General features: G+C 39.0%; 23 protein-coding genes and 1 other annotated feature. All 23 genes read right to left on the minus strand.

Annotated features, from left to right (window positions below; all coding sequences use genetic code 11):
- Window positions 1-3 precede the first annotated feature (3 nt).
- The 23 genes from AC5WOE_RS06470 to AC5WOE_RS06580 all read right to left on the minus strand — a co-directional run bounded on the left by AC5WOE_RS06470 (window position 4) and on the right by AC5WOE_RS06580 (window position 23,006).
- On the minus strand, window positions 4-606 hold the full coding sequence (locus AC5WOE_RS06470) for a Maf family protein (protein ID WP_496049526.1): 603 nt from the start codon (window positions 604-606) through the stop codon (window positions 4-6).
- Window positions 607-861: 255 nt separating this feature from the next.
- Window positions 862-1,893: a hypothetical protein gene (locus AC5WOE_RS06475; RefSeq protein WP_496052172.1), complete on the minus strand. Its 1,032-nt coding sequence runs from the start codon at window positions 1,891-1,893 to the stop codon at window positions 862-864.
- A gap of 28 nt (window positions 1,894-1,921) precedes the next feature.
- On the minus strand, window positions 1,922-2,602 hold the full coding sequence (locus tag AC5WOE_RS06480; protein WP_496052173.1) for a prepilin peptidase: 681 nt from the start codon (window positions 2,600-2,602) through the stop codon (window positions 1,922-1,924).
- Between the two features lie 78 nt (window positions 2,603-2,680).
- The gene (locus AC5WOE_RS06485) at window positions 2,681-4,183 is read right to left on the minus strand and encodes an MDR family MFS transporter (protein ID WP_496052174.1); all 1,503 of its coding nucleotides are present in this window, start codon (window positions 4,181-4,183) and stop codon (window positions 2,681-2,683) included.
- A gap of 14 nt (window positions 4,184-4,197) precedes the next feature.
- Window positions 4,198-4,920 (minus strand): polymer-forming cytoskeletal protein, encoded by a 723-nt coding sequence (locus tag AC5WOE_RS06490; RefSeq protein ID WP_496049522.1) that lies wholly within the window; start codon window positions 4,918-4,920, stop codon window positions 4,198-4,200.
- Window positions 4,913-5,560 (minus strand): DUF4004 family protein, encoded by a 648-nt coding sequence (locus AC5WOE_RS06495; RefSeq protein ID WP_496052175.1) that lies wholly within the window; start codon window positions 5,558-5,560, stop codon window positions 4,913-4,915. The genes AC5WOE_RS06490 and AC5WOE_RS06495 overlap by 8 nt, the downstream gene beginning before the upstream one ends.
- A 144-nt stretch (window positions 5,561-5,704) precedes the next feature.
- Window positions 5,705-6,130: a hypothetical protein gene (locus AC5WOE_RS06500; protein WP_496049520.1), complete on the minus strand. Its 426-nt coding sequence runs from the start codon at window positions 6,128-6,130 to the stop codon at window positions 5,705-5,707.
- A 138-nt stretch (window positions 6,131-6,268) separates the two neighbouring features.
- Entirely contained in the window at window positions 6,269-6,907 is a 639-nt protein-coding gene (locus AC5WOE_RS06505) for an SCO family protein (RefSeq protein ID WP_496052176.1), read from the minus strand.
- 159 nt (window positions 6,908-7,066) lie between these two features.
- Window positions 7,067-8,449: a UDP-N-acetylmuramate--L-alanine ligase gene (murC, locus tag AC5WOE_RS06510; RefSeq protein WP_496052177.1), complete on the minus strand. Its 1,383-nt coding sequence runs from the start codon at window positions 8,447-8,449 to the stop codon at window positions 7,067-7,069.
- Window positions 8,450-8,466: 17 nt separating this feature from the next.
- Window positions 8,467-9,756, minus strand: a complete 1,290-nt coding sequence (locus AC5WOE_RS06515) for a bifunctional folylpolyglutamate synthase/dihydrofolate synthase (protein WP_496052178.1) — start codon at window positions 9,754-9,756, stop codon at window positions 8,467-8,469.
- A 239-nt stretch (window positions 9,757-9,995) separates the two neighbouring features.
- Window positions 9,996-10,219 (minus strand) — a binding site (T-box leader).
- Window positions 10,220-10,272: 53 nt separating this feature from the next.
- Window positions 10,273-10,431 (minus strand): hypothetical protein, encoded by a 159-nt coding sequence (locus tag AC5WOE_RS06520; protein WP_496049516.1) that lies wholly within the window; start codon window positions 10,429-10,431, stop codon window positions 10,273-10,275.
- A 1,271-nt stretch (window positions 10,432-11,702) separates the two neighbouring features.
- Entirely contained in the window at window positions 11,703-13,454 is a 1,752-nt protein-coding gene (locus AC5WOE_RS06525) for a peptidoglycan D,D-transpeptidase FtsI family protein (protein WP_496049515.1), read from the minus strand.
- Between the two features lie 40 nt (window positions 13,455-13,494).
- Window positions 13,495-13,848, minus strand: a complete 354-nt coding sequence (locus tag AC5WOE_RS06530; protein WP_496049514.1) for a hypothetical protein — start codon at window positions 13,846-13,848, stop codon at window positions 13,495-13,497.
- On the minus strand, window positions 13,841-14,047 hold the full coding sequence (locus AC5WOE_RS06535; protein WP_496052179.1) for a hypothetical protein: 207 nt from the start codon (window positions 14,045-14,047) through the stop codon (window positions 13,841-13,843). The genes AC5WOE_RS06530 and AC5WOE_RS06535 overlap by 8 nt, the downstream gene beginning before the upstream one ends.
- Window positions 14,048-14,156: 109 nt before the next feature.
- Window positions 14,157-15,089, minus strand: a complete 933-nt coding sequence (gene rsmH, locus AC5WOE_RS06540) for a 16S rRNA (cytosine(1402)-N(4))-methyltransferase RsmH (protein WP_496052180.1) — start codon at window positions 15,087-15,089, stop codon at window positions 14,157-14,159.
- A gap of 15 nt (window positions 15,090-15,104) precedes the next feature.
- A complete protein-coding gene (gene mraZ / locus AC5WOE_RS06545; RefSeq protein ID WP_496049511.1) occupies window positions 15,105-15,536 on the minus strand; it encodes a division/cell wall cluster transcriptional repressor MraZ in 432 nt (143 codons plus the stop codon).
- A 220-nt stretch (window positions 15,537-15,756) separates the two neighbouring features.
- A complete protein-coding gene (locus tag AC5WOE_RS06550) occupies window positions 15,757-17,016 on the minus strand; it encodes an adenosylhomocysteinase (RefSeq protein ID WP_496052241.1) in 1,260 nt (419 codons plus the stop codon).
- A gap of 29 nt (window positions 17,017-17,045) precedes the next feature.
- Window positions 17,046-18,632, minus strand: coding sequence for a bacillithiol biosynthesis cysteine-adding enzyme BshC (gene bshC, locus AC5WOE_RS06555; protein ID WP_496052181.1), 1,587 nt, complete (start codon window positions 18,630-18,632; stop codon window positions 17,046-17,048).
- Between the two features lie 60 nt (window positions 18,633-18,692).
- Window positions 18,693-19,604 carry a ketopantoate reductase family protein gene (locus AC5WOE_RS06560; protein WP_496049509.1) on the minus strand — a complete coding sequence of 304 codons (912 nt, stop codon included), beginning with the start codon at window positions 19,602-19,604 and terminating at the stop codon, window positions 18,693-18,695.
- Between the two features lie 6 nt (window positions 19,605-19,610).
- Entirely contained in the window at window positions 19,611-21,113 is a 1,503-nt protein-coding gene (locus AC5WOE_RS06565) for an acyl-CoA carboxylase subunit beta (RefSeq protein ID WP_496052182.1), read from the minus strand.
- A gap of 5 nt (window positions 21,114-21,118) precedes the next feature.
- Window positions 21,119-21,892, minus strand: coding sequence for an enoyl-CoA hydratase-related protein (locus AC5WOE_RS06570; protein WP_496049507.1), 774 nt, complete (start codon window positions 21,890-21,892; stop codon window positions 21,119-21,121).
- The gene (locus AC5WOE_RS06575) at window positions 21,889-22,788 is read right to left on the minus strand and encodes a hydroxymethylglutaryl-CoA lyase (protein ID WP_496049506.1); all 900 of its coding nucleotides are present in this window, start codon (window positions 22,786-22,788) and stop codon (window positions 21,889-21,891) included. Before AC5WOE_RS06575 ends, AC5WOE_RS06570 begins: the two co-directional genes overlap by 4 nt.
- Window positions 22,785-23,006 carry a biotin/lipoyl-containing protein gene (locus tag AC5WOE_RS06580; RefSeq protein WP_496049505.1) on the minus strand — a complete coding sequence of 74 codons (222 nt, stop codon included), beginning with the start codon at window positions 23,004-23,006 and terminating at the stop codon, window positions 22,785-22,787. Before AC5WOE_RS06580 ends, AC5WOE_RS06575 begins: the two co-directional genes overlap by 4 nt.
- Between the last annotated feature and the right edge of the window lie 62 nt (window positions 23,007-23,068).

Genomic DNA, 23,068 nt, shown 5'->3' on the forward strand with positions numbered 1-23,068 from the left:
CCCTTAGCGGGTAAAGTCTGTCATCAAGTTATAGCCAAGTTGTCGAAACATTCGTTCTAGTAATGGAAGTGACAAACCTACTACATTGAAGTAACATCCATCAATACGATCTACAAAACACGCACCATATGCTTGAATACCGTACGAACCAGCTTTATCCATAGGCTCTCTTGTACTCACATACCATGAAATATCTTGTTCGGATAAAGATCTCATCCATACATCCGTTTGCCGGAAGTCTGTGATATGTCGTGCAATCTGCCCCTCTTTTACCTCTACAAGTGAAATACCTGTAAATACTTGATGTTTTCTGTTTGATAGTTGGTGAAGCATTGCTACTGCATGTTTCTCATCCACAGGCTTTCCAAGAATTTGACCATCGATCGAAACAACTGTATCGGCTCCAATTATGACAGCAGACGAAAAAGAGGTGGCAGCTACTGATCTTGCTTTGAGAAGTGCCAACTCCATAACCAGTTGTTCAGGTTCAGTAAGCTCGATCAGTGATTCATCCACGGAACTAGTAACAATTTCAAACGACAGCGATAATTGCTCCAAAAGCTCCTTCCTGCGAGGAGAGGAGGACGCTAGAATAAGCTGAGTCAAGCCAGAGATTCCTCCTAAGGAAAACAAAAATGGGAATATACGTACTGTACTATTCTACAATATTTTGGTGAACTCCTGCAAAGTAAGGAAGGAAAGAAAAATTACTATCCATTAAATACTCAAAGAAACGGATAAAGGAACAGCTTTCCTTATGGAGATAAAATAAAACGGAAAAAATTTCTTATCCTCTAGAAAATAATTTTTGGCTCTAGAAATATTTTATCATTATTTTCACAAAAAATCACGTAACCGTCATCATTTGTTTCCCTTCAGGGAATAGAGAAGATGTTCATAACCAGTGATATAACGAACAAGACCTTCTTGAATAAACCAAGCAAGTGTATCATTTGGATGTTTGGAAAATTCTATTGCTCCTTGAACGGATTGATCCAAACCTCTGGCTAATTCCATCATCGCTGCACGTGCTTCAACAGGATAATGATTTGACTGCTGATTTGCTTTCATAAAAGCCATCTGTTTTTCTTTTAAGTTACTCGGTATATGAATCTTCGTATTTTTTGTAATACTCGTAACAGAAATAGCTTGCAACTCGGTAAATAACTGGTTTCCCATGTTTAATGTTTCGACTAATCCTTCCATTTTGGGAACCTTCCCAGTGAGGGTAACATCTTTCACATAAACAGTAATCCCTTTCGCTGCATATCGCTGTCTCAATAGCTGGGCATTTGTTTTATTCACTCCTACCCCAAGATAAATTCGAAATGGTGCTTGATCAGACATGACAGCTGCAAATCCGTTGGTTCGATACTTTTCTGCTACTTTGGTTGCACTACTTTTAGATTGATAGTTACCCGCTTGTAAAAGAGAAACTTGTAACTTGGGTAGATTGATGCTCGCAGGAATAGAAGCTGCCGGTTTTTGTTTCACTGGTTCCTGAACAGTTGCTTTTTTTTCGGAAGATGTTACTGGCAAGTGTGCATCTATGCTATTGTTGTTTGTATTAGGATGATCGGAGAAAAACAATGCTAATACAGAAAAACCCATTACTGTCCCCACAAGAAGAGCACCAGCGATCGAAATAAATAGATGAACCAATTTCCGCTGATCTTTTTTCTCACGAGCAAATGGCTTTCCTGGTGATGACCAGTCGATCACATTCTTTTTCTCATCTTCCATTGGAAATGGTATAATTCGTGGTTTTGTGTGTGACTTTGAATCAGATTTTCCGATTTTTTTTGTCTGCACTTTTACATTTGGTTCAAATGTGTCTCTATTCTTTTTTTTGGCTATATTTGCTTTTACTTTTGCCCCTATTTTTACTTCCATTTCATCTACCCTCTCTCAAAACGTGTTACTAGAGTATATGAACTGATAGAATTGATAGAACAACTTCACTGGAAAAAAGATGATATACTTGTTCTCCAAATATATAAGCACTAAACGATCCAAAAGCGAGATGAGGACCAAATGGCAGTGCATACTTTCGTATGTCTATCTTCTTTCGAAATGTGACAATGGTTATGTAGATGAGCCCACTGATCGATGCTAGCCAAATCGCCAGCAATATACTCTGCCAATTCATCAACAGAGCACACATCGCCATCAACTTTGCATCTCCTTGCCCCAATCGATTGGTAGTCTTCGCTAGAAAAAACAAAAGAAGAAAAATAGAGATACTGCCTGCTAGTTTGGATGGTAGTACAGAAGGGTTCCAAACCAACTCTATCCCACCAATGATTAACGATCCGCTGATCGTTAACTGATCTAAAATGTAGCCAGTATGCCAATCTATCCAACCAATCAATAATAAAAGAAAGAGAAAAATTAATGCTAGAATAACTTCCCAAAAAGAGGAAAATCGAAATGCGATCATCCCTCCAGCTACACTAGCAATAATCCCCAAAAAAAGGGAAACATCTTTGGTGTTAGAAAGAGGAATTTTACGATAAGCCAGCAATCTTTTCCCAATCCATGGTAAATGGAAACCTAGAAGACCATTGCACAGCATAGTGACCAGCAGATAAAAAATTTCCAATTTTATCATTCATTTCTATTTTTTGAGATCATCATAACAAAAAAGCAACTCTTTTTGATAGAGTTGCTTTCCAAATTTTTATTCCGTCGCTAGTTTGCTAGGACTTGCTACTCGCTCACTCCCCATCAGTGAAACACAGATAAATGCCATAACTGCTGGAACAATCGCCCATGTAAACGTATAAGCGATAGAATCAGAAAGAACAGCCGTAATTTTATTCAAAATCACAGGTGGGATATGGGCTCTTGTCTCAGGTGATAAAATCGCTCTTGGATCTGACAACTGCCCATCCGCACCAGCAAAAGCAGTTACTAATTTATCGGTAAAATAGTTCCGTTGTAATATCCCAAAGATCGTAATCCCAAGTGTCATTCCAAGCGTACGTAAAAAGGTGCTGGTAGAGGTAGCTGACCCACGTTCTCGATAACCAAATGGTTGTATAGCCGATTGTCCTAACACTGAAAAGGAAAAACCCACTCCAAAACCAGTAATAATCATATAAGTAGTCAATACACCTTTTGTAGTATCAGGAGCAATGGTGCTCAGTAACAACATCCCAATAATAAAAATCACACAAGAGGAGACCATGATTTTTCGAAAACTTGTTTTTGATACAAGAATACCGCCAATTTGAGCTCCCACAACACTACCAAATGTCATCGGTATTAATATTAATCCTGAATTGGTAGTAGAGCCTCCTAAAACTCCCTGTACGAAGATAGGAATGTAGACTGTGCCAACGATAAAAGCTATTCCATAAAACAAATTTGCTAGAACGCTAGAAGTGAAAAGCCGCTTTTGGAACATCTTAAAGTTAATAATCGGTTCCGCTGCCCGTGTTTCAATCCAAATAAAGGCGATAATAAATACTACAAAAGAAGTGAATAACCCCAAAATAACAGCAGAATCCCAAGCATATTCATTTCCACCTAGTTCTAAAGCAAACATGAGAGAAACTACTCCTACGACGAGTGTCAATGCTCCCCACCAGTCAATTTGTTGTTTCGCATGTGTCTGAGATTCTTTGTAAAAAGGGATAATGAGCGCCAAAGAAATGATTCCTAGCGGTACATTTATGTAAAAAATCCAGTGCCAGCTAAAATTGTCTGTTATCAGTGCACCTAACAATGGTCCAAAAATACTGGATAAACCAAAGACAGCTCCAAAAAGCCCAGACATTTTCCCTCTTTTTTCAGGAGGAAAAAGATCAAACATAATCGTAAACGCAATCGGATTTAAAGCACCTGCCCCAATTCCTTGAACTGCTCGATAAATGCTCAATTGGACCATACTTTGAGCAGTTCCGCACAGAATACTTCCGAGTAAAAAAACGATTAAACCAAACAAGAAAAACTTTTTACGGCCATACATATCAGATAGTTTTCCAAAGATCGGTGTACCGGACACTTGTGTAATAAGATAGGCAGATGTAACCCAAACAAATTTGTCAAATCCGCCGAGATCGGAAACGATCGTACCTGTAGCTGTCGCGACAATGGTATTATCCATCGCCGCGATAAAAATACCTAATAGCAATCCAGCTACTACAAAACCAACTTTGCTCTGATTTTGAGCAACCATGTATATTCCCTCCGTCAAGCTGTTATCTTTACTGTCTCTTTCACTTCCGCTTGTTCGTGTTTTTCCAAGTGATCCCGGTACTCTACCAGATGAATATCAGTTGATTTACCTAATTTCACCCGATTCCCACGAACTACTTTAATATTTGCTGTTTCTAAATCCAGATCATCTCCTTCCATCATATCCGTAACTACTTCAGCTTCATACTGCGATAAAAATTTAAACCATTTTATTATACCAAATGGTCGATTAGCCTTTCTAACGATTATTTTTTCTCCACCGATTTCTGGAGCCTTACAATCCCCATAAGGCACAATATCAGCAGTTCCCACATTCAACAGCCCTTGGATTGTGAACGCACCATGCACCTTGAATTCTTCCGCCTCACAGTCTCCTGCGACTTGCAATCCACCTTTTAAGTGAATGTCGTCAAAAGCAGCACTTCCTTTGATTTTTACTTCTCCATAAATAGAAGCATTTTTTAGTTGAGCAGAATCGCCGATTGTAACTTGACCATACAGTTTAATCCGATTTGCCTCCACACTCCCCACAAAAGTACCCTCTCCGTGGATTCGAATTAATTTAGCTTTCACATTTCCTGTTATCTTGACCCTACCATTACAGATGATTTCGTTACATTCAACATCGCCTGTTATCGTAGCATCTCCATTTATCCTCACTCGATCATATACGCCGCCAGATGCTGTTCCATGCCCCATCAAGCTCAAGTTATTCATCTTGCTTGCCTCCTTGCCATTTCACTTTTACTTCTTCGAACAATTTCTGAAATCCGTATGTGGCAATAATCCCTACTTCATGATCAAAATGAACCAACCCAAGTGGCGTGACTACTATCACAATGGGAACACCCATCTTGCGGGCGAAATAAAATTGGCCATCTTCTTTTTGTACAGTTGACAAATGAGGCTCTACCGTTTGATAAATGAGCTCTCCTTCTGATCGACTGATCTGACCTGCTTTTAACATCTTATCAATCAAATAAAATAGACAGATGTGACCAAATGAAATGTGACTTTCCAGCTCATAATCTTTGGCAAATTGCTCAATCACCATAGGAGTAACAATGTTACGTTCTAATAAATTCCGCTTTGTAAAAAAAGCAGGCACAGACTCTGAATGTTCGTTAAATACATTAACCATCTCATCTAACGATAAATCATCTTTCATGCTTTTGATTCGTTCCACTCGCTCTAGTACTTCCTCTTTTAGAAAAAACGTCTCTTGCCCTGTAAACGTAGATTTACGGATAAACCAGTCTTCTGGTATCAGTTTTTTTCGTTTCCAACGGTACAATTGCCCATAAGATATACCGGTTTCCATAAGGAGATCTTTTTTTGATATCAACTCTTGAGTCAAGGAAACTCCCTCCTTTTCGATTCAATGTAACATAACATTGTTGCAATAACAAGCAAAATAAAAACCACCCTGAAGGTGGTGAGTTTTTCGTTTGGGGCCGAGACAGGTTCATCTCGGCTATCCGGTGCAAGCTGCACCAAATACTCAGCCCTGATTCTCGAAAATCCTGTGACTCGGTGCACAGGAGTAGAAGAACGACTCCAGCTCTTCGAGATCGAACAGGGTGACAGCCTCTCCCCTGTCGAGCTTCCGCTCGATCAGGGTTGCGAGGAGGAGGACCTGGTTGATCCCCAAAATGGCTTGGATGTCACGGTGCCTCACTGCCACGATGATCTCGATCACGTCGCAGGCGTTCATCACCCTCCGAAGGAGTGCGTTGGCAGCCTCGGCGTCGACCGCGGGGCTGTCCTCGATCCAGTTGTCAGCCTCGATGTTCAGGATCTTGACGATTTCCTTGGCCATCTCGTTATGAGCACTCTTGGCCATCTGAAGAATGGTGACCTGGGGACCGCCCTTGATGATGACCTCGGCGCACAGACCCTTGATGAAGAGTTCGGCAAGCGTCGTCACAGATTCCTCCAGAGAATACTAGGGATGTATCCCAATAATAACATAATTTTAAGCAATTTCCTTCAATCTCATCAATAATATATTGGCAATCACAAAAGCTATCCTTCAAATTATAAGGTTAACTATTCTATTAGGTGGTTACTTCCCTTCTTCTACTATCTGCTTGACATCTGCGGCTATCTGCTTGACATCTGGTTTTAATCCATCATAAAACTTCCGTACTTTCCCTGTTTGATCTACCAAGTAAAACTGCGATGGGTGATTATACAAAACGGTATTGGGATCATTGCTCTCTACTTTACTGATCTGACCTTTAAATGCGTCCTTTCCTAACTTCTGAATATCTGCAAACGAGTACCCAGTGAGGAAATACCAGTTCGTTAAATTAGCTCCATGATCTTGTCCAAATTTTTTTAAGATATCTGGTTTATCATATTCTGGATTGACCGTAAACGAGACCATCGTTGCAGATGTTCCTTCTTTTTCAATTGCTTTTTGCACTTTTGCCAAATTTGCGGTCATGGGTGGACAAATATTTGGACAGCGGGTGAAAAGAAAATGTGTTAGCCAAACTTTCCCTTTTAGTGTATCGTTAGTGACGGATTTCCCATTTTGATCGATTGCTTGAAATTTCGGCACTTGCCAATTTAAATTGGTTACATCATTTTGTGCTGTTGTTTGCTGTTGTGGAACATCGCTAGATGGTTTGGAACAACCGATTAGAACACTAAAAATAAGAACAATGAAGAAAGCCAATTTTGCACTTTTATGTATCAACGAATTATCCCCCTTTTATGATCTTAACCATCCCTCACCTTATCATAGGTACCTAGATATCTCAATTTGCCTGACATATCCAAACAAAAAACCGACATATGTGCTATGTCGGATATTCTTCTATGTTCTAAACTCAGCATTCTTCAAGCTGATAAAAACTTATTTCATGATCTTATTAAGCTCTTTTACCAAGCCATGAGATACACGCCAGATATCACCTGCGCCCATCGTAAATACCAAATCACCTTCTTTACAATGAGTTATAAGATGATCAATCACTCCAGCATGTTCTGCTAGAAATATCGTATTGGGATTACTATTTTCTTTGATTAGTTCTGCCAAACGTTCTGCACTTACACCAGGGATAGGAGCTTCACCAGCTGGTGCATATAGTGTATTGATAATCACTTCATCTGCCTCAGCAAAAGACTCACTGAATTCTTTCATCAACAGATGTGTGCGAGAATACCGTTGTGGCTGGAATACAACAACAATTCGACGATTCAACGCTTTTGCTGCTTTTAACGTTGCCGCGATTTCGGTTGGATGGTGTGCATAATCATCAACCACCAACACTTGATTTACTTCCCCAATGATCTGAAAACGACGTTTCGCCCCTTGAAATTGGTACAGAGCTGTTGCAATTTCATCAAATGACAGACCGAGTGTGAGACTAGCAATCACAACAGCAAGAGCATTTAATACATTATGTTTTCCTGGTTTTTGCAGAGTCACTTTGCCTAATCGTTCTTCTCCATGATAAACCGCAAATGAGATGAGGTGTCCTTCTGGTTTGATCTCTTTTGCCATATAATCCGCAGGATGGTCAATACCATAAGTGATCACATTGCTTGTTAGCTGAGGTGCAATACTGCGAACATGCTCATCATCCCAGCCAATAATTGCTGTGCCTTCTGGACGTACTTGATTGATAAATTCCACATAGGCTTGTTTTAACTTCTCAAAATCATTATCATAGTTTTCCAGATGATCAGCTTCAATGTTGGTAACAATCGCCAGATGAGGTTGATATGCTAAAAAAGACCCGTCGCTCTCATCCGCTTCTGCCACAACATAATCGCTCTTGCCCGCTTTAGCATTTGATTTTAGTCCAACAATCTCCCCACCTATGATATAGGTTGGATCTACATCACAGATTTCCAGTGTTTGAGCTAACATCGAAGAAGTGGTCGTCTTCCCATGTGCCCCCGCTACTGCTATCCCCTTCTTGCTGTTTAACAATTCAGCAAGCATTTCGGAGCGATGATAGGTTGGTATTCTTCTCTTTGTTGCTTCCACCAATTCCACATTATCAGCTGCGATGCTGGTGGAATAAACAATTTTGTCTGCTCCTATCACATTCTCCGATTGGTGGCCGATCGTGACAGTTGCACCTCGATCCATAAGTTTCTCCACAAGGGCATTTTTTTCCACGTCAGAACCAGATACTTCATATTCCAAGTCAAGCAAAACACGAGCAATCGCGCTCATGCCGTAGCCACCTATACCGATAAAATGGACATGCTGTTTTGTCAAATTCATCTCATCCTCTCTTATGTCTACATAAATATTGGTCTAATTTGGGCGATCAAATATAGTGAACCTGCAACCACAATCATGTCATTTGGTCCTGCTTTCGCTTGGACGGTTTGTAGCGCCTGTTTGGCAGATGCGATAGCTTCTACAGACTGATTCGAATTTTGAGCTAAAATGATATCCATCAAATTTTTTGCTGTCCGACTACGCTTTTGATTTGATACTTCTGTAGTTACAATATGATAGGCGAGCGGGAGAAGTGGCTGTATCATTTCTGTTTCTTTTTCTTTCATCATGGCAAAGACAACAAATAACTTTTCATATGTATATTGATTTCGCAGGGTATCCACTAAAGCCCTTACCCCAGATGCATTATGTGCTCCATCCAGTAAAACGATTGGATGCTTACCAACTTCCTCCATACGTCCCGGCCACGTTGCTTTTGCCAGTCCTTTTTCCAAATGACTTGTTTCTACAATGGTCGCATACTGACTACGCAAGATGGAAATCGCCATGATAGCTGCTCCTGCATTTGCGAGTTGATGTTCCCCTTTTAGCTGGATGCCAAATTTTGCTTCTAACATTTTGCTGGTAAAATGGAATGATTGCCCTTTTTCATCATGTGAAATAGCTTGAACTTCAAAGTCTTTGCCTAATGCATAACATTTACTATGTCTTTCGTTAGCCACTTTTTCCAAAACTGCTAATCCTTCTTCACCTTTCGTACTGGTCACTACGGGTACACCAGACTTGATAATCCCCGCTTTTTCTGAAGCGATCTCCTCGATGGTAGAACCTAGAAACTCCATATGATCACGATCAATCTCCGTAATGATACTCACTAATGGATAAACTACATTGGTAGAATCCAATCGCCCTCCTAGACCAGTTTCCATGATGGTAAACCAAGGGGTTGCTTCATATGCGAAATAACATAGTGCAATCAATGTCCAATATTCAAACTCTGTTGGAGGCTCTTCCATCTCTTCTACAATAGGACGAAGTCGTTCCGTCCAGCGAATCAATTCCTGCTCAGGAATCCCTTCTCCGTTTAGTTGAATACGTTCACTCCAATGCGTAAGTTCTGGAGAGGTGAAAAGTCCTACCGAATAGCCTGCCTCTTGTAATACACTCGATAGCATCGCTGCTACAGAACCTTTTCCATTGGTTCCTGCAATATGGATCACCTTTAAACGTCTTTCTGGATGACCCAATTCTTCTAATACATGTTCCATTCGCTCTAACCCTGGATGTATTTTTGCAGGAGTGTGAACTGACAACCAATTCCAGACATCGTTTGCTGTTTGCAACATACCTTTGGCTTCCTCCTTAGAAAACTTCTCGTTGTTCATTTTGCATGGTAGAAGATTATTCGTCAATATAAAGAGGTAGGAGAGCAATCCTACCTCTCATGGATTACGCTTGTAAATCGGCATTTCACGCTTCTAATTATGCACGTTTTTCTCTATAAACTTTCATTTCGATCCAATAGACTTTAGTTCATAAGACATAAATTCGTCACTCCTTATATAAATAAAAAAGCCTTTTCATCTCAAAGGACGAAAAGACTGGTTTCGCGGTGCCACCTTTGTTCACAAACCTAATAAAAAGTTTGTGCACTCATCACGATAACGGACGTCATCCGGTCTTTCCTACTTTTTTCAGAAAGACAGTTCAAGGGCGACATTCAGCAGTCTTTTATCGAAAACCTCACAGCCAAGGGTTCTCTTCTCTATATAAAAGGGGATGCTTACTCTTCCCTATCCTCACTTGTAGCTAATATTATATACAACTTTCTCCATAACTGCTACTAGCTATTCATTATTATCTTATGTTATTCCAAAAGTACCTTTAATCGTTTCAATCATTCTTGAAGGATCAGCTAAAAAGGTAATAAATAAGATCGTACAAAGCATTAAAATAGCAAGCAAAACAATAAACAGTAAGCCTCGATAAAACTTTTTGGCAAAGGATTTGACAATTTCCAAAAAACTCGCTCCTCCCTCATATTAAAGTCTCTACGAGTATTTTTGTTTTTCTCTTCTATCGCACTTCGCAGATATTTTCCACATTTTAAATCCCAAAAACCAATGTAATACACTTTATACTCGCTTTCAACCCTAAAGGTTGAACATTCCATGTTGAAAATAAAAAACAGTATTCAACTCTATTTATATCATAAAAAATATATTTACTTTTAACATAAAAAACTTCACTCTTTTTAAGTATTACCTCTCATCATATCTATTAGAAAAGGATCGAATCTAAGCTTAATTATATGATTTATTTTAGATAAAATGCGAGAGAAATTTATTTCCTTTTGCCTTCGGTTCTTACAGGTTACCACTATCAACATTCTACTCACTAAACTCCATATTCGAATGTGTTCGTACTGAACCCTATTTATCCAGCAAAAATCAAAAAAACTCACCTTAATATTTAGTGAATTTTTTTGATTTATTACGGATATCGAAATGAACGAAACAAAAAGGATATAGAAGCAAAATAATATATATTTCCCCTAATTTCAACAATTGGTTATGCCTTTTCACTCACGTAAACCTTATAAACGACTATGTTAGCCCCTACGAAATCACTATATTTACTTATTTCATGTACTACTTTTGTCACTTGATATTCCAGTTGAGTATCCTTTAGATAAATCGTATCTCCGATACTGGAAGACAATCCACATACCTTACTCTGTACTCTTTTTCTACCCCATTATCATTGTAAACTAAAAAGTAGTCGATACGCCTTGCATCTCCCATTTTTTAACACCTTTTAATTATTATTCTTTATTATTCTAAAAAACATGTATTTCATAACATTTGTATATTATATTGGGAGTCCTACGAGAGTAATAACAATCCTTAACGAAAAGTAACTTTTAAAAATAACTGGGAATGCAAATGCTATTTTTTTTAAAAATAGTCCCAACACCATAACATTTTTCCACTAGCCAACATACATGTATAAAAAACAATTTTGCATCAGGTAAACTTTATACACCAGATGCAAATTTGAGTCAGACAGCAGAAAGGAGTTGAGAAACGTGTTTGTAGGTATCTTACTTGCAACTGCAATCTCTATTCCATTGATCAGTATTAGGTGTTTTGTAAGAGGGGGAAGACGTAGACAATCGAAAAAAAGACTCTATCATTGAGAGTCTTTTTTGGGGATCAACATATATAAATTTTATCTTATCTACATGATGTGGCTATGCGTTTGTCTATGATTGAAAACCAAGACACATCCCTTAGTTTTCTTCACTTGCTACATGGCGTATCGGTAATATTTTTTCTAAAATTTCACTGGCAACAGGTGCTGCAATTGCTCCGCCTGACATGCTGGAAAAATTCGTAGTCGGCCTATCAAAAGCCACATATATTACCACATCTGGATGGCTAGAGGGAGCAAATCCGATAAAGGATACAATATATTCATTTGGAATATATCCCCCTTTTGGATCAGGAATCTGTGCTGTTCCTGTTTTACCTGCAACTTCATAATTAGACAAATTAGCAGCTTTTGCTGTTCCATTTTGAACTACTCCACGTAAAATTTGCCTTACTTTTGTCGCTGTTTGTGGTTCTATAATTTGACGCTTCGTGATAGGATATTGATACACTTCTTTCTTGGTTCGTGGGTCCACTATTTCTTTTAATACATGGGGCTTGATCCAATAACCATTATTAGCAATAGCAGAGATCGCCGCTATTTGTTGAATAGGAGTAACAGAGATACCTTGTCCAAATGAACTAGCAGCTAACTCTACGGGATACAAGGCGCGATTATAGTAATATCCTTTACCTTCAGCAGGTAAGTCAATCCCTGTTCTTTTTCCAAACTTTTCAGTGATACTACCAAATCCAAAACGGCGGATATAATCAGACAGTTTTTCTGCTCCAAGTTGTTGACCTAGATGGATAAATCCTACATTACTTGATAATTCTACAGCACGTTGATATGTAATGGTTCCCCAACCACTGCGATTGGAGTCGTGAAAAGTTCGATCTCCAACTTTAATAGAACCAGAAGCAAACGTTGCATTAGGCTTAAATAACTTTTCATTTATGCTTGCAGCTAGTGTAACAATTTTAAAAGTAGAACCTGGTTCATATTGACTTTCAACGGCAATATTATGTCCGTTTTTAGCTGGATCAAAAGTCTTTGCTATATTTTGGGGATCAAATGTTGGCCTGCTTACCATCGACAATATTTCGCCTGTTTTAGGATCTGCTACAATTGCAGTAGCACCTTTTGCCTGATATTTTTTCATTGCTTCGTTCATTGCTACTTCTGTTTCATGTTGTATTTTAGCATCAATTGTTAAGATTAAATCTTTTCCATTTACAGGCGGTTTAAAAGTCTCTGGTCCATCTGAAATCATCATTCCATTTTTGGCTTTATGATATTTAATTGTTCCATCAACACCACGAAGCCATTTATCATAGACTTGCTCTACACCACCAACAGCATCACCATTGCTATTTAAAAAGCCTAATACATGCGCTAACTCTGAACTATTATACTCTCTCATTTCTGTGGGATATCCATATATACCAGCAATTTTACCTTTTTTCTTCAAAGCAAAGATTTTGCTGTATATAGAAGGGGAATATTTCCCTTTCCCTTCATACTTGATTTCAACAGCCTTTTTTTTAAGGGATAGCTTCTCTTCTAACACCCTAACCGGTATTTCCAATAGTGGAGATAATATTTTCGCTGTTTGAGAAACATCCTTAATCTGACTTGGATCAGCAACAAAATAATAACCCGGTACTTCCCATGTATAAGCTTCTTGCTTGGTTCGATCATAGATGGAACCACGCTTAGCATGCAAGATGGAGTTAGAATTTTCCCACCGCTTCTCTGCCATTGCTAATAATTCTTTTGAATCAAACGTTTGAATCCACAATAATCGTATTAATACACAGCTTAGTAGCACCATAAGTGTGAATCCAATCATGACGGAACGAACTTTATTTTTCTTCTCCGATTGCTGCATACCAGTGCCACCATTCTATTTTGACAAATTGTACGCCTATCTAAGGGTGAATAGAGGGAATGATTTGCAAGCCGTTTTGCTCCGCAAACTGACGAATATATTCTAAACTACTTCTTTTCATTTTTTCAGAGTCTAGCTGGGTATTCAATTCTTTCACTTTGTTGATTCTCGACTCCGTTTGTTGGATAGATACATCTAGTTGCGTTAATTCAGCATATCGAGTCAATACAAAGATAGCAGCCATAATACATATAAGTGTACTTACTAAATATAGAACTTTCTCACTGGCTGGAAGACCTTTGATTACTCTTCTTGATCTTGGTTGAGTGCGAGTCTTAGGTGTAGATACTGGTAATTGATAGGCTAACGAGGTATTCCCTTGTTTTTTACGCACAATGATCCCCCTCTACTCTTCGCTCAAATCCTTTACACAACTCTCGAATGATGTATTTTTTGAAACTCCACAAGGCTAAAGTCGTGGGATTCATTTGAATATCAATCCTTCGACCAGTTAGACCAATTGACCCATGTTCGTCTATTTTTCTTTTTGCTGCAATGATCCTTCTTTTATCTAACACCACTGTATACTTCATGACCGTTTTACCATCTCTTCTATTCTCTCTTTTTGCCTTCCATTGACCCAATTTCTTCTTTTGACTTTCTCATCTATCATTTCATTTATTTGAATTCTTTTTTTGACCCCTATAATTTCTCTGCTACTCGTAACTTTGCTGACCTAGCACGAGCATTAATTTCTATTTCATCATTCGTAGGAACGATGGGTTTTCTTGTTATGATGGTGAGAACTGGTTCATGACCACAAACGCAAACAGGAAAATGTTTGGGACAGATACAACCAACCGCTTGTTCTTGAAAAAAATGTTTGCAAATTCTATCTTCCAAAGAATGGAAGGAAATCACCGCTACTCTCCCACCTGTTCGAAGTAGAGGTACCACTTGTTGCAAAGCGTCCTCAAACACTCCAAGTTCGTTGTTCACTGCAATACGTATAGCTTGAAATGACCTTCGTGCTGGATGAGGTCCTTTTCTCCTTGTTGCTGCTGGTATTGCTTCTTTGATAATTTCCGCTAACTCAATCGTTCTTTCAATCGGTTTGTGTATCCGATGTTGCACAATATGACGGGAAATTCTCCTAGAAAATTTCTCCTCACCATACTGAAATAAAATACGACTAAGTTCTTCTTCGGAATATTCATTGACCACTTGATAAGCAGTTAACTCTTGTTCTTGATCCATACGCATATCCAGTGGTGCATCTTCATGATAGCTAAATCCTCTCTCCCCTTCATCCAACTGAGGAGAGGAAACACCTAGATCGAATAACACACCATCTACTTGGTCGATACCATATGACTTTACTACTTCTTGTACATATTGAAAATTAGCCTTATGTAAAATCACTTTGCAGGAAGCTTGGCTTAATTTTTGTTTTGCTGCTTCTAGTGCTCGATTATCTTGATCCAAACCAATGAGTGTGCCATTTGGTCCCAATCTTTTTACGATCAAGCTACTATGGCCTGCGCCGCCTAGGGTGCAATCTACATATACACCATCTGATTTAATGTTCAGTGCATCTACGGATTCATTTAACAATACTGTGATGTGTTGAAACAATGCTTGATCATCCTTTTACAAGTCAAAGTCGACAATACTTTCTGCAATTTCATTGAACGACTCTTCCGATTTTGCATAGTAGCTTTCCCAAATCGATCGATCCCAAATCTCAACCCTGGAAGAAACTCCAAGGACGACACATTCTTTTGTGAGATTGGCAAAGGTTCGCAAGTTTGATGGTAATACAATTCTGCCTTGCTTGTCCAAATCAACTTCACAAGCGCCCGAAAAGAAAAACCGGGTAAAGGCACGTGCATCTGCTTTGGTAAAGGGAAGGGCTTTTAATTTCTGTTCTAGTTGTGTCCATTCTTCTCGAGGGTAAGCAAAAATACATTGATCCAGTCCCCTAGTTAGGACAAAAGAGGAGCCGAGATTTTCTCGAAATTTTGCTGGGACAATCATTCTTCCCTTATCATCCACACTGTGATGAAACTCCCCCATAAACATGCCAATGTGACCCTCCTGATCTACTCATAAAATGACCAGTTTTATGAGTTTTTTCTGCTTATCCCTCACCTCTTACTCTCAGTTGAATGAATAAGTGGAACCATAGCTCTCCACTTCCCTCCACTTTCCTCCACAATGGTAAGTATACCACAATCCATACAAAAAATCCTGCACTTGTGTACAGGATTTGAACAAAATTATCTTATTTTGGAAAATATGATTAAACTTCCCAACTATTGAGATATTCTGTTTGTTCTGGAGTTAATTCATCAATCTGAATTCCTAATGATTCCAAGAAATGACGTGATACTTGTTCATCAATTTCATAAGGAACATCAATCACATGCGCTCCAATTTTTTCATTGGATTGATTCAAATAAAGAAGGCTTGACACTTGCAGCGCAAAGGTCATATCCATTATTTCAGCTGGATGACCATCACCTGCTGCAAGGTTTACTAAACGCCCTTCGGCTAGTAAATTGATTTTGCGTCCATCTGCTAACAGATATTGGGTGATATCTTTCCTCACTACTTCTTCTTTTACAGACATTTCTTCAAGTGCTACTATATCGATTTCGATGTCAAAATGACCAGCATTTGCTAAAATTGCTCCATCTTTCATCACTTCGTAATGATCCCGGCTAATAACCGCCCTGTTACCCGTAACGGTGACAAAGAAATCACCTTGCTTTGCTGCTTCCACCATTGGTAAAACAGTAAAACCTTCCATATGAGCTTCTGTAGCTTTGATGGCATCCACTTCCACGACAATTACACGAGCACCCAGCCCTTTTGCACGCATTGCGACACCTTTTCCACACCATCCATAACCAATTACTACTACAGTCTTCCCTGCAACCACTAGGTTGGTGGTACGATTGATTCCATCCCAAACAGATTGACCAGTGCCATAGCGGTTATCAAATAGCGATTTAGAAAATGCATCGTTTACTGCAATCATTGGAAACTTTAATTGCCCTGATTTTTCTAATGACAATAAGCGTTTAATTCCTGTAGTAGTCTCTTCACATCCACCTTGTACTTGTTCTAGTAAATCTGGACGTTCACTATGTAAAATAGTCACTAAATCTGCGCCATCATCGATGATAAGATCAGGTTTTGTTTCCAGTGTCATAATAAAATGAGACTTATACTCTTCTGGTGTTGGATTATAACGGGCAAATACCGTTACTCCTTCTGAAACCAAAGCGGCACAAATGTCATCTTGAGTAGAGAGAGGGTTGCTTCCGGTAATGACAACTTCAGCACCAGCATCCCGAATCAATTCTGCCATGCAAGCTGTCTTTGCTTCTAAATGAAGGGAAATAGCTACTCGTTTTCCTGTAAGCGGTTTTTCTAAGATTACCCGTTCTCTGATTCTATTTAAAACAGGCATATGATCTTTTGCCCAATTGATCTTCTGTCTCCCACTTGGAGCTAAAGAGATATCTTTTATTACACTGTCTGTTAGAGCATTCATTTGACGTTTCACTCCTTGTTTTTTTCTACCTATAGAAATAGCACTTGGTGAGTATTCCATTCGGGTAACTCTTGTTTACATAACATATGGAGCCAATCTAATCCATAGTTATTCCAAAAATAAACAAGGTTATAACTCCTTTCTTGAAATCCCTCCAGTGGATAAATCGCATTTACAACCTGCCTCTGTTGCCGAAGTGTTACTTCTAATTGCGTATCAATTACACGATGTGCTTTTTGTTTCAACCAACTCACATGATTTTGTAATTTTTTTGCTGTACTCTCTCCCATTTGCTCCATATTACCGCCTACCGTCTGGGTAAGTTCTTGAAGAAATGGTGTGTATAGCTCTTCTAATCGATGGGATAATTCCGCAAATTGCTGCTCTACATTAGGTGGTTGATTAGTCTGTTTCCATAACTCTATCAAGGATTGTCCTTTGCCTGTAAATAAAGTTTCCCAATCTACTCCCCAATTTTCTCGATATTTTTCAATCGAACGCTCTACAATTGTAACATTTTGTCTAGGATAAACAATGGGCATCTGCAAACCGAATACAGAAAAAGCTTCTTTTAAACAACCCCAGTAATCTATTTCTGTTGCTCCTCCAACAAATGCGAGAACTGGAAATACCATCTCCTGCATCAGTGGCCGAGTTACTACGTTGTTACTGAATCTGTTATGTTTTTCATGTAGATCCTCTATTTTATACTGAAAAAAATGATTACGACTTGTAAATTGATTTCCTTCTCGATAAAGTGCAACCCTTTGTCCGTTTTCTTCAATAAATAAATGGGCTTGGTTATCTTCCAATTGTAGAGGGGACGGACTCCCTCCTTCTTCCCATTTTTGAATCCCTCGATTCACCGCATCGCCCAGCATAGCGTTCTTTTCGATCATTTTGCGGAAGTAATCTACCTCTAGTTCCCGCAGCAGCGTATCATGTGAATCAATTAACAGTAAACCATATTCTGCAAATAAGTAGTGAAGGATTTTGGCAAAAAATCTAGTCCATGTGATAGGTTCTTGTGTTAATTGCTCACAAAGAGTCACCCAATCTGCTTTATATGGGCGGTCCGCAATTGCTTGATGTAGTTCATCTAACCATTGATGAACGATATGTGGTTCGATTGTAATAGTCGACACAGATGCTTTTTTCGTATCTTGCAAAGGGAAGGAATGTTTCACCATACCTGTTCCTTCTGGCATAAAAACATGGTCTACTTCTTGTCGATCATGATCTTCTCCTGCAATCCAAAAAACAGGTATTACAGGTTTTTGTAGTCGTTCTTCTTCTCGTTTTGCTAATTGAATAATCGTGATTACTTTATAAATCGTATATAACGGTCCTGTTAATATTCCTGCTTGTTGGCCCCCGATAACAACAACACTATCAGGTGATGACAATCGATCTAGATTTATTTCGACAGCTGGATGCACTAATTCAGGATGATGATAATTCCGAAGAACTTCTACCAACTGGTCTCGTTTGTATTTTTGATTGGTTACATAGCGATAACGCTCAAAGTAGCTTTCGTCTTGGGTTGGATCATAATGGTAAAACAATGTTTTTTGTTGGAGTTTTTCATTAGGAATCAAACACTTTTCTATTTTCAATTTCCGCCAGCCCTTCTTCCAGATGCTACTTACTTATCATAAGTAAAGTATACCACATGCTTAAAACAACATACTTTTTGCTTTTATCAACTCAGTCAAAGCAACATGAGTAGGAACAGCTAAACGAAGTTGGTCAGCATACGAAACTACTATTCCATTGAGAGAATCGATTTCTGTCTGTCGTTTATTTCGAATATCTTGAAGCATCGAAGATAAGTTCTTTGACGTCATAAAGCAAACTTCGCTCACTTGATGATAAATCTCTGTTTGATTAAGGTAAAAACCTTTTTCATCTGCTACTAAACATAATTCTTTAATTAGTTGTTTGATAATCGTCTGTATCTCTAACTCCATCAATTTTCCATTTGGTACTTCCAAAAGAGCAGTCAAAGGGTTGATCACTACATTTATTGCAAATTTTCGCCACATATTTTTTTCAATATCCTCAACCCACTCTATCCCTATAGTTTGCATGAGAGAAAGAAAAAGTGGATCCATTGTTTCTGTTTGATTCTGATTTACACTCCCTAATCGAACATAGCCATTCCCTGTATGATGGACATGATTTACTGATATTTTTCTCGCACCTTCGGTTGTTACAACCGCATAGCAATTTGAATAGGAGCAGGCTCGTAATTTTTCAACATGCCCCAAACCATTTTGCCATGCTACTATATGCGTTTGTTCATGGATAAAAGATGGGATAATAGAAAGTACTCGATTTAATGCTGGCTGTTTGGTCATCAGAAACAGCACATCAAAACCAGCAGAATGATTGAATTGATCAATCCATTCTGCTGTAACCCAATATTTGATTTCTTGATCATTTAGAGTGGTTAGAATTACACCATCTCGCCTGATCATTTCAGCTTGTTGCTCAGATTTACAAATCAGGGTCACGTCTGCATACTCATTTAAACGAGCAGCCCATAAAAGTCCAAGTGACCCTCCTCCAATTATACCAATTTTCATTTGAACTCACACCGGATAAATAGGATGTTTTCGTCTACTGAAATTCATTTGTTTTTCACTATATAGATCATACCTTTTTGCTAACTCATTACGCAAATCTTCAGGGTCCACCATGACATCCACAATCAATTCACTAGCTAGCCGATAGATATGAATATCTTCCTGATACGCCTTTCTTTTCATTTGAATAAAAGAATCTCGATCTTCTGGATCTAAAGCTTGAATCTGATTATGATATACAGCATTCACTGCTGCTTCTGGACCCATCACCGCAATTTGAGCAGTTGGCAGTGCAATACAACAATCTGGTTCGAACGCTGGGCCTGCCATCGCATATAAACCAGCTCCGTATGCTTTCCGAACGATCACCGATATTTTAGGAACAGTTGCTTCTGCCATAGCTGCGATCATTTTGGCTCCATGACGAATAATACCTGCTCTCTCTACTTGTGTACCAATCATAAATCCGGGTACATCCACTAAAAAGAGTAATGGTATCTGATACGCATCACACAATGTAATAAATCGTGCTGCTTTATCAGCAGAATCTCCAAATAAAACGCCTCCTTTTGTTTTTGATTGGTTGGCAATGATCCCGATCGACTTTCCCTCAAGACGTGCAAACATCGTAATTAATTCTTGGGCAAAAAGTTCTTTGAGTTCCAACATCGAATCCTTATCGACCAATGCATCTATTACTTCTTTCATATCAAATGGAACATTTTGTTCGTGTGGAATAAGCTCACTAATCTTATCAGCAATGGGACTGGTACAATAATCGACTTGTACTGGTTTTTGCAAATAAGAAAAGTAGGTTTGCGCAATCAAAATGGCATCATCTTCATCTTTTGCTAAAAAATCTCCACAACCACTGACGGAGCAATGCATTCGTGCTCCTCCCATCTGTTCCAAAGAAACCTGCTGTCCAATTACCATCTCAGCCATTCTTGGGGAGCCTAGATACATACTGGCGTTTTTGTCTACCATAATAACAACATCACAAAAAGCTGGAATATAAGCCCCTCCAGCAGCTGATGGGCCAAATAAGAGGCAAATCTGTGGGATTACACCTGATAACTTGACTTGATTATAAAATATTTTTCCGGCTCCACGTCTCCCAGGAAACATCTCGAGTTGATCTGTTATGCGTGCTCCAGCAGAATCAACCAAATAAAAAAGAGGAGTGTTTAATTTTTCTGCTGTTTCTTGGATACGAATGATTTTTTCAACTGTTCTTTTCCCCCAAGAACCGGCCTTTACTGTTGAGTCATTAGCCATCACACAAACCGTAGTGCCTTTTATTTTTCCTATCCCGGTGATCACCCCATCAGCAGGCAATCCTTCCTCCATTGAATTAGCTAACAATCCATCCTCGACAAAAGAATTTTCATCCAATAACCGTGCCAAGCGTTCTCGAGCAAACAATTTATCTTGTTCAGCCAATTTCTGATGATATTTAGGATGACCTCCATTTTGTAGTCGCTCGTTTTTGTCAGTAAGTTCACTCATTTCTATCACTCTCCTCGAAACCGCGGCTTTCTCTTCTCTTGAAATGCTGATAATCCTTCTAGACGATCTTTTGTAGGGATCAGATGCTCATAGGCATAAGCTTCTTTTTCCATCGCTAAACCTATTTCTAGGAGATAACCTTCCTCAATCGCCAATTTCGCTTGCCAAACAGCCAATGGTGCATTTTGGGCAATCTCCTCAGCCATATGAAATGCCTCATTCAAAGCTTCTCCTGACATAGTCACTTTTCCGATAATTCCCAGCTTGTATGCTGTTTCCGCAGATATCCGTTTAGCAGTATAGATGAGCTCTTTTGCAGCAGTTATACCAGCTATCCTACTTAGACGTTGTGTCCCACCTGCTCCAGGAATAATTCCTAGTGAAGTTTCAGGTAAGGCAAATACTGCATTTTGGGCAGCAATTCGAAAATCACAAGCAAGGGCTAATTCCATTCCACCCCCGAATGCTACCCCCTCAATTGCAGCAATGACAGGACAGTAGAGAGATTCAATTTGAAAAAAGGTTTGGCGAATCAAAGTGAGATACTTCCTTACCTCATCTTCGCTCATTGTCTGACGTTCTTTTAAATCTGCTCCTGCACAAAAAGCTTTTTCTCCTGTACTTGTGATGATCACTACCCTCGTTTTCTCTTTCTCGATTTCGTCTAGATATTGACTTAGTTGTCGCAATAATGGTCGGTTAAGTGCATGATGTACTTCTGGACGTTGAAGTTGAAGTATCGTGATAAATCCACATTGTTCCCTCTTGATCCAAGTCATCCTTCATTCCCACCTTTGCCAAGATACTGCTGTAATACTTTTGAAGGAAGCTCTTTTCCTAGAACACTTTGTAACCAATGGGCTGTTTCACACAGAATATTTAAATCAATTCCGGTTTCGATCCCTAAACCATGTAATAAGGTTATTACTTCCTCTGTTGCCACATTTCCAGATGCCCCTGGTGCATAAGGACATCCTCCTATTCCTCCTATTGAACTATCGAAGGTTGTAACACCATTTTCTAACGCCACATAAGTATTGACCAATGCAAGTCCTCTCGTATCATGAAAATGCATGGCTAACTTACCAGAAAAAGAAGGTTGCAGTGATTGGAGTACTTGCTTCACTTGTTTTGGAACTGCAATACCGATCGTATCTCCAAGGGAAATTTCGTACACCCCTAAATCTAACAAAGAAGAACATAAGTTTTCTACAACTGATAAAGGAACCTCTCCTTCATAAGGACATCCAAAAACACAAGATATATAGCCTCTTACAGGCAATGCATATATTTTAGCTTTTTGTACAATTTGTGCGATTTGATCGACAGCAGACTTTGTGGTAGCGTTTACATTTTTGAGATTGTGCGTCTCGCTTGCTGATACAAAAACAGCTATTTCTGTCAAAGGCGGGATCTTTACGCGCTCCATTCCTCTGAGATTAGGAACTAAAGCTCGATAGCTGATCTTTTTATTGGTGGTTAGTTTTGGTACCAATTGATCTGCATCTGCTAATTGGGGAATCCATCTGGGATGGACAAATGAAGTTACTTCTATATTTGTGAGATTGGCAGCGATAAGCCTGTTAATCAATTCGAATTTCAAGTCAGTTGATAGCAGTTTAGTTTCATTTTGCAATCCATCTCTAGGCCCTACCTCTACTATCTTCACATTCATGCCAATTCTTCCAGTTCAATTAATACTTCTCCTTCATTGACAAAATCGCTTTCTTTCACATGGACCGCTGTAACTTTTCCGGAGACAGCACTTTCTACTGGAATTAACATTTTCATGGACTCTAATACAATCACTTCTTGGCCTTTTTGGATTTCTTCACCGATGGAAACCAGTATCTTCGAAACAATCCCTACGATCGTCGCTTCTACTTTTGCCATCTTAAAAAACCCCTTTCCATTTGCCAATCATTTCTAAAAAATATTCAGTTTGGACAAAATAT

The sequence above is a fragment of the Shimazuella sp. NTD248 genome (assembly GCF_059510395.1).